The sequence below is a fragment of the Pirellulaceae bacterium genome (assembly GCA_029243025.1).
GTDB lineage: Bacteria > Planctomycetota > Planctomycetia > Pirellulales > Pirellulaceae.
This window is the reverse complement of record JAQWSU010000050.1, coordinates 1-16562: the sequence shown is the minus strand read 5'-3', so window position 1 is coordinate 16562 and position 16562 is coordinate 1. Positions and strand designations below refer to the sequence as shown.

10 protein-coding genes are annotated in these 16562 nt (G+C 51.6%); 6 read left to right on the top strand and 4 right to left on the bottom strand.

Features of this window, described 5'->3' with window-relative positions:
- The first annotated feature begins 139 nt into the window (after nucleotides 1-139).
- Nucleotides 140-1273, top strand: coding sequence for a serine protease (locus tag P8N76_24535; GenBank protein MDG2384860.1), 1134 nt, complete (start codon nucleotides 140-142; stop codon nucleotides 1271-1273).
- A 199-nt stretch (nucleotides 1274-1472) separates the two neighbouring features.
- On the opposite strand, the gene P8N76_24530 is transcribed toward P8N76_24535, so the two are convergent.
- Complete coding sequence (locus P8N76_24530) at nucleotides 1473-2126, bottom strand: RraA family protein (GenBank protein MDG2384859.1); 654 nt, start codon at nucleotides 2124-2126, stop codon at nucleotides 1473-1475.
- Between the two features lie 52 nt (nucleotides 2127-2178).
- On the opposite strand from P8N76_24530, the gene P8N76_24525 reads away from it, so the two are divergent.
- Entirely contained in the window at nucleotides 2179-3762 is a 1584-nt protein-coding gene (locus P8N76_24525; GenBank protein MDG2384858.1) for a M81 family metallopeptidase, read from the top strand.
- 51 nt (nucleotides 3763-3813) lie between these two features.
- Here the strand turns inward: P8N76_24525 and P8N76_24520 are convergent, their stop codons facing one another.
- From P8N76_24520 to P8N76_24510, 3 genes are all read right to left on the bottom strand, one after another.
- Complete coding sequence (locus P8N76_24520; protein MDG2384857.1) at nucleotides 3814-6093, bottom strand: MMPL family transporter; 2280 nt, start codon at nucleotides 6091-6093, stop codon at nucleotides 3814-3816.
- 63 nt (nucleotides 6094-6156) lie between these two features.
- Nucleotides 6157-7986, bottom strand: coding sequence for a hypothetical protein (locus P8N76_24515; GenBank protein MDG2384856.1), 1830 nt, complete (start codon nucleotides 7984-7986; stop codon nucleotides 6157-6159).
- Between the two features lie 25 nt (nucleotides 7987-8011).
- A complete protein-coding gene (locus tag P8N76_24510) occupies nucleotides 8012-9394 on the bottom strand; it encodes a hypothetical protein (GenBank protein MDG2384855.1) in 1383 nt (460 codons plus the stop codon).
- 854 nt (nucleotides 9395-10248) lie between these two features.
- Here P8N76_24510 and P8N76_24505 point away from each other — a divergent pair.
- The 4 genes from P8N76_24505 to P8N76_24490 all read left to right on the top strand — a co-directional run.
- Nucleotides 10249-13002, top strand: a complete 2754-nt coding sequence (locus P8N76_24505) for a c-type cytochrome (GenBank protein MDG2384854.1) — start codon at nucleotides 10249-10251, stop codon at nucleotides 13000-13002.
- Complete coding sequence (locus P8N76_24500) at nucleotides 12992-14524, top strand: hypothetical protein (GenBank protein ID MDG2384853.1); 1533 nt, start codon at nucleotides 12992-12994, stop codon at nucleotides 14522-14524. The genes P8N76_24505 and P8N76_24500 overlap by 11 nt, the downstream gene beginning before the upstream one ends.
- A 106-nt stretch (nucleotides 14525-14630) precedes the next feature.
- Complete coding sequence (locus P8N76_24495) at nucleotides 14631-15698, top strand: alpha/beta hydrolase-fold protein (GenBank protein ID MDG2384852.1); 1068 nt, start codon at nucleotides 14631-14633, stop codon at nucleotides 15696-15698.
- 455 nt (nucleotides 15699-16153) lie between these two features.
- The coding region (locus P8N76_24490) for a leucine-rich repeat domain-containing protein (GenBank protein ID MDG2384851.1) at nucleotides 16154-16562 on the top strand (409 nt) is incomplete at its 3' end.

Below are 16562 nucleotides of genomic sequence, written 5' to 3'. Positions count from 1 at the left end.
CGATGAGTCGGCCGCAGGTAACTCAATTGGAGATAGGACCATTTGACAACCGATCGTTGATGACGGGGCAGTGCAAAACGACCGAAACAACCCTTTCCTATCTCCAGTGATCAAGATGGAATCGCGAGACCCATCAACCGTGAATCGTCGACTCTCAATCATTGGTGCCTTTTTCGTCAGCCTACTTCACCTCGGTGGCTGCGTGCTTGTCGCCCACGCGACGGGCCCCTATCCCTCCTGGCCGCCATCTGCTCAACAATCGACTCGTCACAGCAGCCCCCACCCGGCGGTTGTGCGGATTTTTGCCGCTGAGGCCGGTGCCACCTCAGCGGGTTCTGGCACGCTGGTTGCGACTGATCCAAATCATGGATTGGTTGTGACAAACTGGCACGTTGTACGAGATGCAACGGGCGAAATTGAGGTGGTGTTTCCCGACGGTTTTCGCTCTGCAGCCACGGTTCTCAAGACCGATAAAGATTGGGACTTGGCCGCGTTACTGATTTGGCGCCCCTACGCGACACCGATCCGAATTGCATCGATGCCCCCTCAACCGGGCGATGCGTTAACGATTGCCGGCTATGGCGGGGGAGCCTACCGATCGGTCAGGGCCAGGTGTACGCAGTACGTTGCTCCCGGCCCCAACTTTCCCTACGAAATGGTCGAAGTAGCGGCGCAGGCGCGCGAGGGAGATTCAGGCGGGCCGATTCTAAACGATCGTCAAGAGTTAGCCGGGGTGTTGTTCGGCGCGGGAGACGGTACAACCTCGGGTAGCCAAAGCACGCGAGTGAGATCCTTTCTGATCGACATTTGGCCGCCGCCAGCGACGCAGCAGGAGCAAGCCCAAGTCGCGACGGCGCCAGCCCTCAATCAATCGCTAGAATCAGGGAGACAAGCTTGGGAACCAGCGTCGAAGGAGGTTACGACGTTTCATTCTGACACCCGCCGTCTTCCTTCTCCAGACAAGGTGATCGGCAATCCTGCTCCGCGGCAAGACATTGGCCAAATCACTCAACCAACTTTCACTCGGAAAACTCCTTTCAGTCGATCAAATCAAACGCCGACTCAAAACAGTCAGCCAACTGTCAACCCAATAGCATCGAACGGAGCATCGAACGGTCCTTCCTCTGCTGACAACATGCGAATCGATTGGCAAAACTTGTGGGGGCGGACACCGTTCGAACAAACGAAGACTCTACTTGCCGTCATTGGGTTGCTCACCGTGGCGTTTCAGTTCGCCAGATTATCCGGCGGGAAATCGGACGAAACCCATTAACGGTTAGCTTTCGCGATACGAGCGAATTAAGTCGCGAACTCTGAGCAAAGTGTTGCAGCATTCGTCGATCAGAGACGACTTACGAGACCGATTTGAGACGAACCATTTCTGACCCGCCCCAAACTTCGGTTCATTCCTTGCGAGAAAACTTTGCTTACCGGGCGTCTTGATCAAAAATCAACGTTCCAATTTAGCATCGTTACAAAACACCAAAAGCCTGATAGGCCTCGGTGGCCTTCATCCCTTTCTTAATTGCGATACGAGTGGCGTTTTCACCTTCAACTTTTTCGAACGCTCGTTGAATCACTTCATCTTCGACAGCTTGAGGTACCACCACCATGCCATCTCGATCAGCAATCAGCAAATCACCCGGCGAAAATATGACTCCACCAATGTCCACGGGTAAATTCAGATCCACCACACGCTGCCGGTGCAAACTGTCATAAACACACGTCGTCGTCGCAAACACAGGAAAATTCATCTCTTCGATCTTTGTGACATCCCTCACGGCGCCGTCAGTCACGGCGCCAACACATCCTCCGTTGATCGCGGCAGTTGTAAGCAACTCACCCCAGATGCCAGAGGAAGACGATTGGTTTGTCGCTGCGATAAAGACATCATCCGGCTGACACTCGTCAACCGCGCGGAGTTCAAGTTCGTAAGGGGAAGGGTCTTCCGCCTGAAGATCTTCCCAGAGGGTCGTTTTACAGCGTCCCACGAGCACCTGCTGTCCACAGGTTTGCGGCGGCATGGGTACGCGCGGCGATTGATGCCGCAAACCTATCGAATCTAATGCGTCACAGACAACTGCTGCGTATAACCAATCTCTCATCCTTTGGAAGGAAGCGGCCATCGTGTTCCACTTTCTCTATCAAGGTTAATGAATAGCGTTCATGGAGGGCAAAATGGGTGGAGATTACTTTCATCTCCAGAACACATCGCTCAGAATGCGTTACGATAGTTGTTTTATTGCATCCGCCCCCTTCAACACAAGCAATGCCATGCGAATCGGTATCCTCTCTCTTCTTCATGAGTCAAACACATTCGCACCAAAGTCAACTTCTCTGACCGACTTCCAGGACGACCTGTTCTTGCATGGCGAGTCAATCCTGGAACAGTTTATCAAGAGTCACCACGAAGTGGGTGGCTTCTTGCAGGGAATTGCGGCGGACCATTTTTTAGAAGCCGTGCCAATCGTGGCCTTCCGCGCCACTCCCTCCGGAACGATCACGGGGGACACCTGGGCGTCGCTCATCAACGAGGTGAGGGGAAGTCTATCTGCAGCTGGTCCCCTGGCTGGGTTACTCGTCGCTTGCCACGGCGCCGCCGTCAGCCAAACCGTTCCCGACGTAGACGGTTATCTGCTCTGTGACTTACGAAAGCAACTTGGACCCCAAATCCCGATCATCGGCACAATCGATGCTCACGCGAACCTTTCAATGCAAATGGTGAGCAATTGCACCGCCTTAATCGGCTACCGCACCAACCCTCATCTCGATCAGCAAGCCCGCGGCAGAGAAGCAGCAAATCTAATGTCAGCAACCGTGCGAGGGGAAGTTTCCCCCACCATGGCTGCTTCCTTTCCGCCTCTAATCATCAACATTGATCGGCAATGCACATCAGATCCACATCTCACACCAATCTATCAATATGCCGATCAGCAACTGACGCGAAACAAAGTCTTATCAAACAGCGTTCTGCTAGGCTTCCCTTACGCGGACGTCGCTGAAATGGGAACTGCGACGATCGTAATCACGGATAATGACCACGAATTAGCAGCACAGTTAGCGGACGACTTAGCGGATGAAATTTGGACAAGACGCGATCAAATGCGTGGCAAACTGTTGAGTGTTGCTGAAGCAGTCGGACAATGCAAAACGCAAACGACACAACGAACCTGTCTCTTAGACATGGGAGACAATGTGGGCGCGGGCTCTGCCGCAGATGGGACTGATTTGCTTGCCGAGTTGCTGCGGCAGCAAATTGAACCATTTTTCTGCTGCATCTATGACCCTGAGGCAGTAAGCATCGGTAACGCAACAGGCGTGGGCGGCAGTACGAGAATGATGATTGGTGGAAAAAGCGATGAGTTCCACGGCGCACCGATTGAGCTGCTTGTGGACATCGTCTCGCTGCACGATGGTCGCTTCCGTGAAAGTCGTCCGCGGCACGGAGGTATCGTACAGTTTGATCAAGGTGCAACGGCTATCGTCAGGTGCAACGCACCCCAAGCAACAATCATGCTTACGTCAAAGCGAATGGTCCCATTTAGCCTAGAACAATTGACCAGCTTTCAGATCGACCCTCGCGTTTTTCAGGTCTTGGTCGCGAAAGGCGTCAACGCACCGATTGCCGCCTACCAGGAAGTCTGCGACTCATTTATCCGCGTCAATACACGAGGTTGCACCAGCGCGGACCTTTCACAACAGAAGCTGCATCAACGCCGGCGGCCGATGTACCCATTTGAGCCGCAAACTACCTGGCAGTGACAATCAAGTCCGTCACAACCCTATCGACTATCAACGTGGACTCAGATTCGCCTAATCAGCGTCGGTCAATTTTGCGTCCCGTTTACTCACACACGCGAGTACAGCGGGCAAGATAAACAGATCACCGATGACGGCCCAGACCAGGCCAATGCAGAACATCGCGCCGAACATGCGAGTGAAGTGAGACTGTCCAAGCATGACAACCCCCAAACCGCCAATCAGAATTGCGGTGGTCGACAAGACGGCGTCACCCAGATCGCGATAAGCGTTCACAATCGCATGAGGAATGGACTCTCCTGCCGCTCGCCTGCGGTCAAAAGCGGTGATGGCGTGGATCGTATCATCGACAGCAATTCCAAAACACATCACGAAGACGGCGGCCCCCGTCAAGGTAATGCTTTGTCCTAAAATCACCATCGTCGCGGCCAAGGCGGCCATCGGAAATATATTTGGCAATAGAGCAACGACCCCCGACCGGAATGACCGCAGCGCGATAACAATGACGACCAGTGTCAGCGGAACGGCCAACAGGAGGCTTTTGCCCAGGTCCTGCACGATGAAAGTGGTGGCACGAATCCCTTCAAGCACCGTATCACCCATCTTGAATTGGAAGCCCGGATGTTCTGATCCCAATAGGACAAATTGATCTTCTAATTCGGTAATCATCGCATTAATGGCGCGACCACCTGCATCTTGAGCACGAGCCACGACCAAAGCTTCTCTCGCATCGCGGTCAAAGAAGATCTTCCTCTGCTCTGCGGGTACTTTTGCAAGCTGCTGAAAGAGAGACTTGGGCTTCCGATCCTTCTGTGACATCGATTGATAAAGATTCACCAGAGAAAGCGGTGGTCCTGTAATTGCGTACCCTTCTACCAACTGATGAACGTCAGAGATCGCGGCATAGACCTCCGCCGCACTGGGTTCGGTATCTTCGCCCCAACTCACCGTTACAACGAGAGGCAAACTCCCACCAAATTTCTGCTCAACCTCTTGAAACGCACTCCGTACAGATCCCGACGTCGGTAGTCCGTTGACAACGCGAGGATCAGTCCGAACGCCAATCCCGATATACAATGCAGTCGCCGTGACGATAACACTCATGAATAACACAACGCGGCGATGTTCGACAGCCAACGCCACGATTCGAATATGCCACGGGTCATGGACGACGGCGTCCTGATTGACCGTTTTCTTACGGAGCTGAATGTGATCGCCCAAGAAACTGCTACCGAGCAGGGGAACCACCGTCATCACGGATATAAATGCCAAGACTACCGCCAGTGCGGAAGAAAGTCCGAACTTCGCCAATACGTCAAGTTCCGCAATCCCCAAAGAGACAAAACCAACTGCCGACGTAATCGAGGTCATCGCACTTGGAAAACCAACCGTCGAGATAGAGTGCGTCGCCGCATCAAGACGGCTTTTTCCATTCAGCCGATCTTCGCGCATGTGCATCAACATGTGAACCGAATCCGTCAGTCCAATTGTAAGTGCCAAGGGTGCCACCACCGCGTTGATCGGATTGATCGCCTCACCAATCAACCCCATGACTCCAATCGTCCAGACGACTCCAGTGACAGCGCCGAGCACAACAATGACAACCGAAGCTTTACGACGAAAAATCACGAAGGCAATCGCTATCGCAACCAATGGACCAGCAACATTGAACACCAGTTCGTCGCGTACCGTTGACTCTGCAAGTTCAACTCGTATGGCGGGAACACCAGTCAATGTGGTGGTGACAGATGAGTCGCGAGTGTTCGACACCAGTACTTCATCAATGCGATTCAGGAGCGCCTTCAATTGCCGACTGGTCGTCAACTCGGAATCCACTTCCAAAACGATCAACGTCTCATTTCCGTCAGCGGAGATTAATTGCTCCCTAGCCATCGGATGTTTTATTGCTTCTTGCTTTGCCCGACTGATCCGATCAAGCTCAGCATCGGGCGGTGGAATAACGCGTGAAAACGTTCTGCGACGTCCGATCTTTTTCGGTGTCCGGAGATCATATAGCGATACAACGCCGACAACTCCCTCTACTTGCTTCAATTCTTCGCTAGTCTCCCAGAGAATCTTGAGCGATTGGGGCGTGAAGAGTTCGTCGGCCTCCAGCATCACTAGAACAGCTTGATCGGTACGAGTCGCGATCCCTAGGTCGTTCGACTCCCTCCCAACAAATAGCTTGATCACATCGTCGTCGAATTTAAGTTGCGTTAGGCCATAGCATGAGACGACCGTCAGCAACAAAACCAGCGCAAGCACCAGCGATCGGCAGGGGGCAAATACCCGTCCATAGGCATCGATGATCTGCTGTGTAATTGATTTTTTCATCGTCAACGGCGGCTTCCAAACTCACCTGAATAATCGACATCTCGCCAGTCTTCCCAGCGGGCGTCACGGCTGCTTTTCAACAACACCTTCTAGATACCAACCACCATCGGTTGTGATGCCGACCAGCTCAGCAATCCCCAAGTACTTCCGTATCAATGCAAAATCTGGCAATTTCGATCCATCGAATGTAAGCTCCTCAAGTTCGGGGGGTTCGCCGGCGGCAATGTTATTCAACAAGCCTTTAAACGACTTTGCACTGCTGGGCTTCTTCCCCTGCCTCGACAATTCGTAATTGACTTCCAGCAACTCCTGGAGTTTCCCGAAGTACTCGACGCATCTTTGATCGCCTAGTCGATCGAGGTGCGAATCAAGGGCTTTGTATTCAGCGTTGTCCGCCATTGGCTTGCCTGGTTTCAACGCATCTTCGAGTATCTTCGTATCCGTCGCAAACATCAATTGGCCATTCGCAACACAGGTAATGAAGCTCAAGATTCGATCCTCTCCAGCAACCTCTGAAACCTCGCCGAATTCCTCTGAATCGTCTTCCAAATAGGAGAAAAACGCATCAACACCAGCAACCTTTTTTGCCTCAGAATTCGGATCCGCTTCAAACACTTTCTCAACAACCGCCTGCAAAGCAGCTTCATCGGGCGTTGAAAACGCAATCAATCGCTGGCCCGAATCCGGCGTTACAGGTAGCTCGTCACGGGCAAGCAAAATTGTTTGAGGCGAAAGACGTCCGAAGATTTCCCGATCAATATCAATTTGTGGCCCGTCTGGATCTTCCAACAAGGTATTTTTCAAATCCTCATAAAGCCCTTCTTCGCCCTCCCCATAAACATCATCAAACAGAGGACCAAGGTATTTCGCCAAATTCAAGAAGTCGACATTGAATATCACCACGCCCCCTACATCCGCACGCACCAATTCAGGCAGCTTGATTTGCTCATTAGGAAAACGGGCCATTCGCATTGCCTTTGACCAAGGTTGCGGCGCGTGGATGGCGATTTGGGCCTGAAAATCAAATGCGTCATCCCCCACAACAAGAAAACAGCCAACTGCTGAAATCGCATCAAATTTATGTTTACGAACGATCGCAAATCCATCGTCAGCTCGATCATCCTGGACAGGTGAAAGATCTCGTAATGATTCACCCAAATCGACGGGCTTAAAAAACAGCACGGCATCCGGCATTCTCCCATTCGCCCGATCCTCACACTGTTTGATCACCGCCTGGTAACCGCTTTGATTGGCCAAAACTTTTTTTGAGGGTTCGGTCAGATTCTTGAAGACGGTCTTGGCAACCGACAGATCGTCCGCGAGCACGAGTCGATCGTCTTGTTGAAACCACACTAGTTTCCGTGTATCGGAATCCGCGTCGCTTGGAATTTCATATACGGTCAGTGTCGTACCAGCTACGGTCAATTTCTTTTCTCGGGCGTTCTGTTGCCGCATGGCCGCCACGATCTTCGGCTTCAATCGATTCACCTCCTGCTGACGACCGGTAACATCCGCAATGAAGACTCGACAGGGCCGACCCGCCTGACTTTGGACGAGAGCCCAACACGCTTCTGCATTCGACACGCCTCGAAGATCGTCCGCTTTGAGTCCCAAATCGATCCATAGAACGGCCAGCGGATGCCCTGTCGCTTCTTGTCGGAGTTGTCGTGGAAGATCATCGAGAAAAGGCTTCATTACAGGATCTGAAAGCAACCTGCCCAAACCCGTACTCGCAAAAAGCTCGTTGAATTTTTCCCCATTGGTAATCGATAAACTGAAATCCGTTGCGGCCGGCAAAATCTGCTGAGACAACGGAGCCGCATCAGCAGACGGCAAGGTAAGCATTCCCCCACTCACAACCAACAAAGCGATAAAAGGCAGACGATTCGTCATGGAGTCCTCTCTACTGTAAACATGCTCAGTTCCCATCCGCTAATCCGTCCGACAACAAAGATCGTATCGCCCAACTCATCTGCAACCAGCCAGCGACCGCTGAAATGCGAGTTACCCGCAAGGGCCCCGCTTGCTTCCATGGTCCGGGTACGACAAGTTTGTCCGGATAAATGACGGGAGGAAATAGTTGCTCAAACTTCCGCTGCAACACTCGACGCAAACTGAGTGCCGTTGGAGTGAGACGATTTTTCCCCGAGACAAATCCGGGCGGGGCAATCAAAAGATCTTTACTACGTACCAATCGAACCTGATCGTTTGATAAATCGATCTGGTAAATCACAGAAACATTCATTTTCGCTCGATAGCTGCGTCGCCCCGATTTCCAACGTTCACCAGCGATAACAAGTTTGTAGCCTCCATCCTGAAAATCCACCCGCACCGGCTTCTTCTTGGAGAAGGTAATCGCCCAAGGTTTCTCCGAAGTATTCGGCGTGAAGGCCTGTAACGAAGCCATCGTCAAGTACTTTCCAACCTGTGTGCGAAATTGGTCGTCGGTAAGCGTCTTCCCCGCAAGGAGTGATTCGGCCATGTTATTAAATGCTGTCTCATGACACCTGATCCCAATGTCTTGGCTGACTTCGGGCTGCGGTGCGGGCGACGGGGCTCCCGTTTGGGCATCGGCGGCCTGCAAAATCACAATTTTCAAATCGTCTGCAGAAGTACTGATCGCCAATTGGCGAGGAAATGCACCGACTTGCGTGAGTGGATCACGGAATTCACGCTGGTAAACGTCATTCGCCGACTGAATGATCGATTCGACTTCTTGATCAATTCGCTGATTGATCATTGGTTCGGCGCGACGAGCTACAATACAATTCGCCTCAGAACGCTGACGTTCGATCCGATTCCAGGCAAAGTTTTTGAGCAACGGGGGGGCTGAAATCCGACACGGCCAATTGTTGGATTGGGCTCGACTCGTAGAAATCCCCGCATCAAATCCAGACTTGTCAAAGACGACGGGCTTGGTCGCATTGAATCTCGTAACACCTTTTCCCCAAACGGTGACTTGCTTCTGCCGCCCTATCGTCTCCAAATCAGTACGTCCCAATACGTTGAACTGAATAGCCGCTCGCCGTGGATCAGCGACCAACTCAGCCTTCATTTGAACGGTTGTTTTCCCTTCCCCCGTCACACGGGCGCCGAGAATGCATTCTCGCACTTGCTGCTGATAATCAAGCGAGCGAGTCAGTCCTGCCTCAACAAACCTCGAAGACACAGTGACAAGCAGATTCGGATGAGACTCGCGAATCCCCTGTCCATGCGCCGACGGGATCAGCAACCCCAGGAACCCAATGGCGCAGCAAACATGCTTAGACAAATCGATCATCATTGTATTGACGAATCTCATGGCGTAAAAACGCTTGTCAACGGAAACCGCGTTGCTTGAGCACGTGACGTTGGACAAGCCGGCAAAAAAATCCAGATGGCAATCTCATCCCCAACAAAATCGACCATCAAACGTGTCTCTCGGTTGTCTTTTTATCTGTGACCAGCCAGAACAATCACACGAAGGCAGGACAGCAAGTCAAAATCGGCGAATTCAATATCTTCGATCGTTTCAGTTTTACGGTTTAGCAACAAAAACAGTGTTATTCCGAATAGGAAAAAGAGTCTCACCGGCCTGATCGTCGGTCATCTGCAGCTCCCAAACCGTCGAAACAGGAAATATCCCAATCGCTTCTCCTCATGTCAGCGAAACGCACCGCAGGAGCTAAGAAGCAACGATGGGAAATCAGCCGACGAAGTCCGTGCGAATGAGCGGATGCACCGACGTGAGAAGATTCAGCTTCGTTGCCACCTTATTCTCATTAAACCAAAACCTCAATTAGATTTCATCTCGGTAAAGCGGCAAGGCAAATTCAGCCGTCCTTTTGACGCTCGGTTGTGTATCACTATCTCAACATCGTCACGATCACCATTGATCCTAACGGAATGGGCAATTATCCAATCGGCTCGCACGAAGGGCCGACTGACTTATTTTCTAGGCCAGCCGAGAAAACAAACCGCTTTTCCACAACAATCGCTGTTTCGGCAAGACCGCGGTGCCACAAATCCAAGGAAAAGAAAAGCCCTTCGCTCTCGGCAGGCCGCCTCAATTATGATCTCCCGAGCTCTGCAATATGCGACTAAAATACGATGACGAAGCTTCTTTAACTTTCCTCCAGGCAACCGCCCAAAAACGCAGCAACGAAAGATGAAATTTTGAAGGCCAGTCACCCTGTTACTCTGACGCTCGCGACATCTCTGTGCCTCCTGTTTGTGGCACCCTCGACAGCAAGTCCACCGTACGTTGCGGCTTTCGACCGATACTCAGTTGATAAAAGCACACAGTCAATCGACGGCTTATTATTGCTCCAAGAGCTGAACTGTATCAGTTGCCACGTTGCCGATGCGGACTCGTCGATTGAAGGAAAAACCGCACCCGATCTCAAGCAATTAGCAGAGCGAGCGAATCCGTTTTTCATTGAGAAATTCGTAAGCGATCCAGAAACATTTCATCCGGGATCGACCATGCCCGCCATGCTGAAACATCTCAATGCTGACAAGCGGGCTAAGACAGCAAAACAATTGACTCACTATTTGGTATCTCTAGTGAACGATCCCTATCATGAAACAACTCCCGACTTGGCCGCAGTGAGTCGCGGCGAAAAGTTGTACCATCAGGTCGGCTGCGTTGCTTGCCACGCGCCGTTACGCAAAACGGAAGCACCACCGAAACACTCACGAGCCTTCCCAAAACTAGATTCAAAATATTCCCATTCCGGCCTGCAAGGTTTTTTATCCAACCCGTTAGCAGTTCGAGCCAGCGGCCGCATGCCACAGATGAATCTTTCTGATCGCGAAGCATCCGACATCGCGCATTATTTGCTCCGTACCAAACGATTGCCAGCTCCACTGAACTATTCAGTCTTTCACGGTCGCCGTGAAAGTCTCAACGACGAAAAACCATTGGAGTTGGTTCGGAGCGGAACGTGTGACAACTTCACACTTGACTTGCCACATCAAGCATCAAATTACACGATCCAATTCGATGGTTTTCTTCGAATCGAAAAAGCCGGAACTTTCACCTTTCACCTAAAAGCTGATGACGGAGCTCAACTTTTCATCGACGGAAACCTACTTGTCGATGGCAACTCGAGAACGAACCGTAACCAGGCGATTCAAAGATCCGCAAAGATGAAATTATCCAAGGGGCTTCATGAGATTTCCTTGAGTTATTTCCAACGAGCCGAGGCCTCGGAATTGAAACTCGAGTGGCAGGTTCCCGGTCTCAAACGATCACGGATTCCGAAACATCTAATGCAGAATGCGCAGCCAGCTGTCGAGCCGCTGAATGCCTGGAAACTTGACCAAGCGGAAGCGATCGCGGGCAAACAGGCGTTCCTTTCGATCGGCTGCAACGAATGTCACAGGTTACAACCGCAGGCGAAACGCAACGCTGCCATTCCCTTGAATGAACTATTGCCAGAGTCAACAACCGGCTGTCTCTCGAAGCCCTCCTCCCGCGGTGGAGAATATCCTTATTATGATCTGTCGTCGGAGCAACGAGAGGCGTTGCAACACGCAATTATTTCGCTGCAACCCCCCGATCGTGCCCAGCCAAATCTTGCGGAACAAATCGACTTAACGTTTCGTCAGTTTGACTGCTACGCCTGCCACCAACGGGAAAAAACAGGCGGCCCCACCGACAATCACAAAGCATTTTTCACATCGAACGTGAAAGACATGGGAGATGAAGGGAGATTGCCACCCTCACTGACCGGTGTGGGAGACAAACTAAAAGAAAGCTGGTTACAGGAAGTTCTCGTGAATCGGGCCGTGGCCCGACCTTACATGGATACGCGAATGCCACATTTTGGCCGATCCAACATGCAAGGACTGTCGAATTGGTTGGTTCAGCAGGATCGAAATCCGTCCCCCCTTCCGCCGCAGACTGATACCGATGAGAACGCCAAATCAACGGGGCGTACATTGGTGGACAAACGTCGATTTCAGTGCATCGCGTGCCACACCTTCAATCGACACAAATCAATTGGCATGCAAGCCATTGATCTCACCATCATGCCAAAACGTTTGAATCGTGATTGGTACCATCGTTACATGCTGGATCCCGGCAAGTATCGCCCCGAGACACGCATGCCACAATCTTGGCCTGGAGGCAACAGTTTCTTCACCGATTTGGATGGCAGTGCATTTCGTCAAATCGACGCGATCTGGCGTTACCTATCCGACGGCGAACAGGCCAAACATCCGGAAGGCCTTAATCGCCAATCGCTGGAACTGATCGTGGGAGGTGAACCGGTCATCTATCGTGGCAAGCTGCGCGAAGCCGGATATCGAGGGATAGCAATCGGACTTCCCGAACGACGCAATTTTTCTTTTGACGCGGAACAGCATCGTCTGGCACAAATCTGGAAAGGACGATTCTTAAACGTCGCACCGCATTGGACGATTCAGGGCATGGGCCAGATCGGGCCACTTGGTACCGATGTGATCACCCTTCCCCAAGGCTCGACAATTGCCCGACTCAAAACCGACAATACACCGTGGCCCTCGGTAACGGGCAAAGCGGCAGGGTTTCAATTCCGCGGCTACTCAGTGGATCCATTCACACGCTTACCGACGTTCCATTACGACTTTGAATCCATTCGCATTTCAGAATCATTTCGAGCCACAAGATCCAACAGCACGCCCTCCGAATCCACCCTTATCCGGAACATCAACTTCGCACCGTTTTCGAATCCAGCAATTTGGGTTCGCCTTGCGATAGGTCAACAAATTGATCGAGGCAAGCATGGCTATGTCGTCGACGGCCGACTCCGGATCCAGATCGCCACACCTCTCGATCGAAAAGATCAGTACATTCGAGAATCATCAACGGGCCAACGTGAACTGATTGTTCGCATCCTGCCGACGACAGATATTTCTTCCTTGGATTTGCATTATGACTGGTAACCGAACGTTGCTGAATCCGACGCGAACGCCGCTTATTCTTGCAATCATAATCTTCGGTTGCTCGAAAAGTGACCCGACAGAAAATATGGTCTGGCCAACCGAGTCGTTACCAGCCAGTAGCAACTCTTCTGAACGAGAGAATGAATACTACAAACTGGTCGACATCCCCATCCCAGAAACGATTAACCTCGAGGCATCATCGATGGTGCCATTACCAGACGGACGAATCGCCATCGCGACTCGACGAGGAGAAATCTATTTCGTCTCTGGAGTACGATCTGAAGCACTGGATCCGACCTATCAACTTTTCGCCAGCGGCCTCCATGAAATCCTCGGCATGGACTACCGTGACGGAGCCATCTATGTCACCCAACAAGGAGAGGTAACCCGCATCAAGAATACAGGTGGCGATTTTCGTGCTGACGAGTTTATCACGCTGACCGACAATTGGGGGTTTGGTGCGGAGCACGAATTCACATTCGGATCCCGATTCGATCGAAACGGACAGATCTGGACAGTGCATGGCCTGACGCATTCCTATACATCCAAACACAAATTTCGTGGCTGGTGCCTACGCGTTGGAATGGATGGAGAATCCACCCCGACCTGCAGTGGAATTCGTAGCCCGGGTGGAATCGGCATGAATCGTTTCGGCGACATGTTTTACACTGAAAGTCAGGGTCCCTGGAACGGTGCCTGCTCGTTAAAGCATCTGAAACCGGGCCATTTCATGGGGCATCCAATCAGTCACCGTTGGTACCCCGATGCGCCTCAGATGGGATCGACTCCCAAAAAGCCCAGGGGTGGAAACACACGGAGACAACATCTCGAAGCAAAACGCATTCCCAAACTCGTACCGCCAGCGGTTGTTTTTCCCTACAGAAAAATGGGACAGTCTGCATCAGCCATTAGCCTCGACGATACTCAAGGCAAATTCGGCCCATTTCACGACCAAATCTTTGTCGCAGACTACACACTTAGCCTGCTGATGCGAGTCGATCTGGAACAAGTGGACGGAGTCTACCAAGGTGCTTGCTTTCCGTTTCGAGAAGGGTTTGCTACGGGACTCGTCGGGGCAACATTCACAAAAGAAGGTCACTATTACGTGGGTGGCAGCAGCCGCGTTGGCTGGCCGACACGCGGCACGGCGCCTTATTCGCTCCAACGACTCGAGTGGACGGGAAAAACACCTTTTGAAGTTCAACAGATGAAAATCCAACCCGATGGATTTAAACTGGTGTTCACTAAGAAACTAAATCCGAAGACAATCGTCAACGAAGCTTTTGCTTTGCAAACCTATACACACATTTATCAACCAGGCTATGGTAGTCCCGAAGTCGACCACACCTCCCCGAAGATTGAACTCATCGAAGTAAAAGAAAATACGGTCCGATTGAAAGTTTCCAAATTGCAAATCGGACATATTCATGAGCTCAAATTGTCGGGGATAAGATCAGCCGCAGACGAATCACTTTTACACGATGTTGCTTATTACACATTGAACCGTTTGCCGAAGCATTGATGCCCCCAACAACCGCCGTCCCTGAACTCAACAACATGAAAGAGCAGAAAAACTCTACCGCGTTATCTCAGCCCACTACCGAATCGAATTACGAGGACGTCAAATCATGCTGAAATATTTCTTTTCGTTAGGTTCGATCCGAAATCAACTCTTGGTCAGCTTCGGCTTACTCGTGTTACAGGCAGCACTCGCCAACGAAGGGCGTGCAGAAAATCCTAAACCAGAAGGCAATGGCAACCATGTTGTTGGACCCGATTATAAAATCGATCCTGATCTAACCGACCGTGGAAACCCCAAGGGCAAATATTTTGAGTTTTCAATGCCGCTTGCCAAGAGTCGCATCTTCCGTGGTGACGATCCCACCCTTGATCCGAAGAAATCAGTCCGCAAGGCCCGCAAGATCTATGTCTACATTCCTGCCGCCTACCAGGATGGGACCGAGGCTCCAATCTTGGTCACTCACGATGGGCCAAGTCGCCTTGGCTTGGTGCGTAATGCGTTAGACAACCTCACCATCTCACCGAATCCTGATCGAAAACTTCCAGCCTTTATCGCGATTGCGGTACAAAATGGCGGCGACGACAGTAAAGGAAGCCAACGAGGTCTCGAATACGACACGATGTCCGATCGCTTCGCACGTTTCATCAACGATGAGGTCTTGCCGGCGGTTTTAAACGATCCGAAAATCAAAGCTGCTTACCCAAACATTGCATTCACCGACGATCCTTGGGGCAAAGCAACGATGGGCTGCAGCTCTGGCGGTGCAGCCGCACTGACCATGGGCTGGTTTCGCCCTGATTTATTCCGACGCTTGATCACCTATTCGGGTACTTTCGTCGATCAACAGGATGACGACGCACCCGAAGAAAAACAGTATCCATTTGGCGCGTGGGAATACCACTCTGGCATGCAACTCATCCAAAAAAGCGAACGCAAACCCCTAAGGATTTTCACTCACGTTTCAGAACGAGACAATCGCGCGACAGATCCCGAAACAACCCACCGCAATTGGGTGATGGCCAACAAGCGTACGGCGAATGCTCTTGCGGAGAAGGGCTATGACTATCGCTACGTCTATAGCCAAGACACAGGCCACTGCGACCGCAAGGTTTTCGAACAGACACTCGCAGACACGCTCGTTTGGATGTGGCAAGGCTACCCGCAAGAAGACTAGCCACATCAAGTTCGACTCACTTGACGTGTCCTGCCTTCTTGCATGATTTGGCAACATAATCATCTGACGCACCAGAAACACTGCAGATACAGCACTTTAAGAGGTGCTGTACCTGGAGTGCACCTGATTGAATCGGTCAACACCTCAAGAGTGCTTCTCCTTTGTCGTCAACCTTTCGAGCAGCTCAGCCCGCTGCTCGGCAAGATCATCCAGTAACGGCCCAACCAACAATTGGAACGCTACCTCAGATCCAAGGTCAAATGCCCGTCGTTCTGCGGGCGTCAGTTTGTCTTTCGTGTTCCTAGGAGGAATTGAACCCATGGCACGACTGCTGGTCAAAGTGGCATGGTGCCACCGGATTGCAATGCTTGATGGCTCTCACGATAATCGTTCAGAGGGTCACTACCAACTTTCGGATTGATCAATTGCACCGACTCCACCTCTTGGCTTGCTTCATGATTTTGTTATTCGTTGCTCCTGTCGCAAAGGCAGCCGACACCGATGGCGATGGTTTGTTGGACTTGATGGATGTTCCGGGGTTTCCCGAGAGGGGATCGAGCTATGAGAGTCTTGGAGTGAAGGATCTCGATGGTGCGAATCAGCTGAGCAGCTTGACGGAGCTTTGCCTTGACGACAACCAAATCACGAGCATCGAGGCCGGTGACTTCGAGGGGCTGAGCAGCTTGACGTCGCTCAGGCTTACCGAGAACCCAATCACCGAATTGAATTTATCTCAAGCCAGTTTGCAAAGTCTGGCAGATTTTTACTCGAGTAATCTCGTGACCAGCCTGTGGCTTGACGACGCTCTGCTGAGCGATAATTCCTTCAGCGTCGTTCTCTCGGGAACCCGCCGTTCAATTGGCT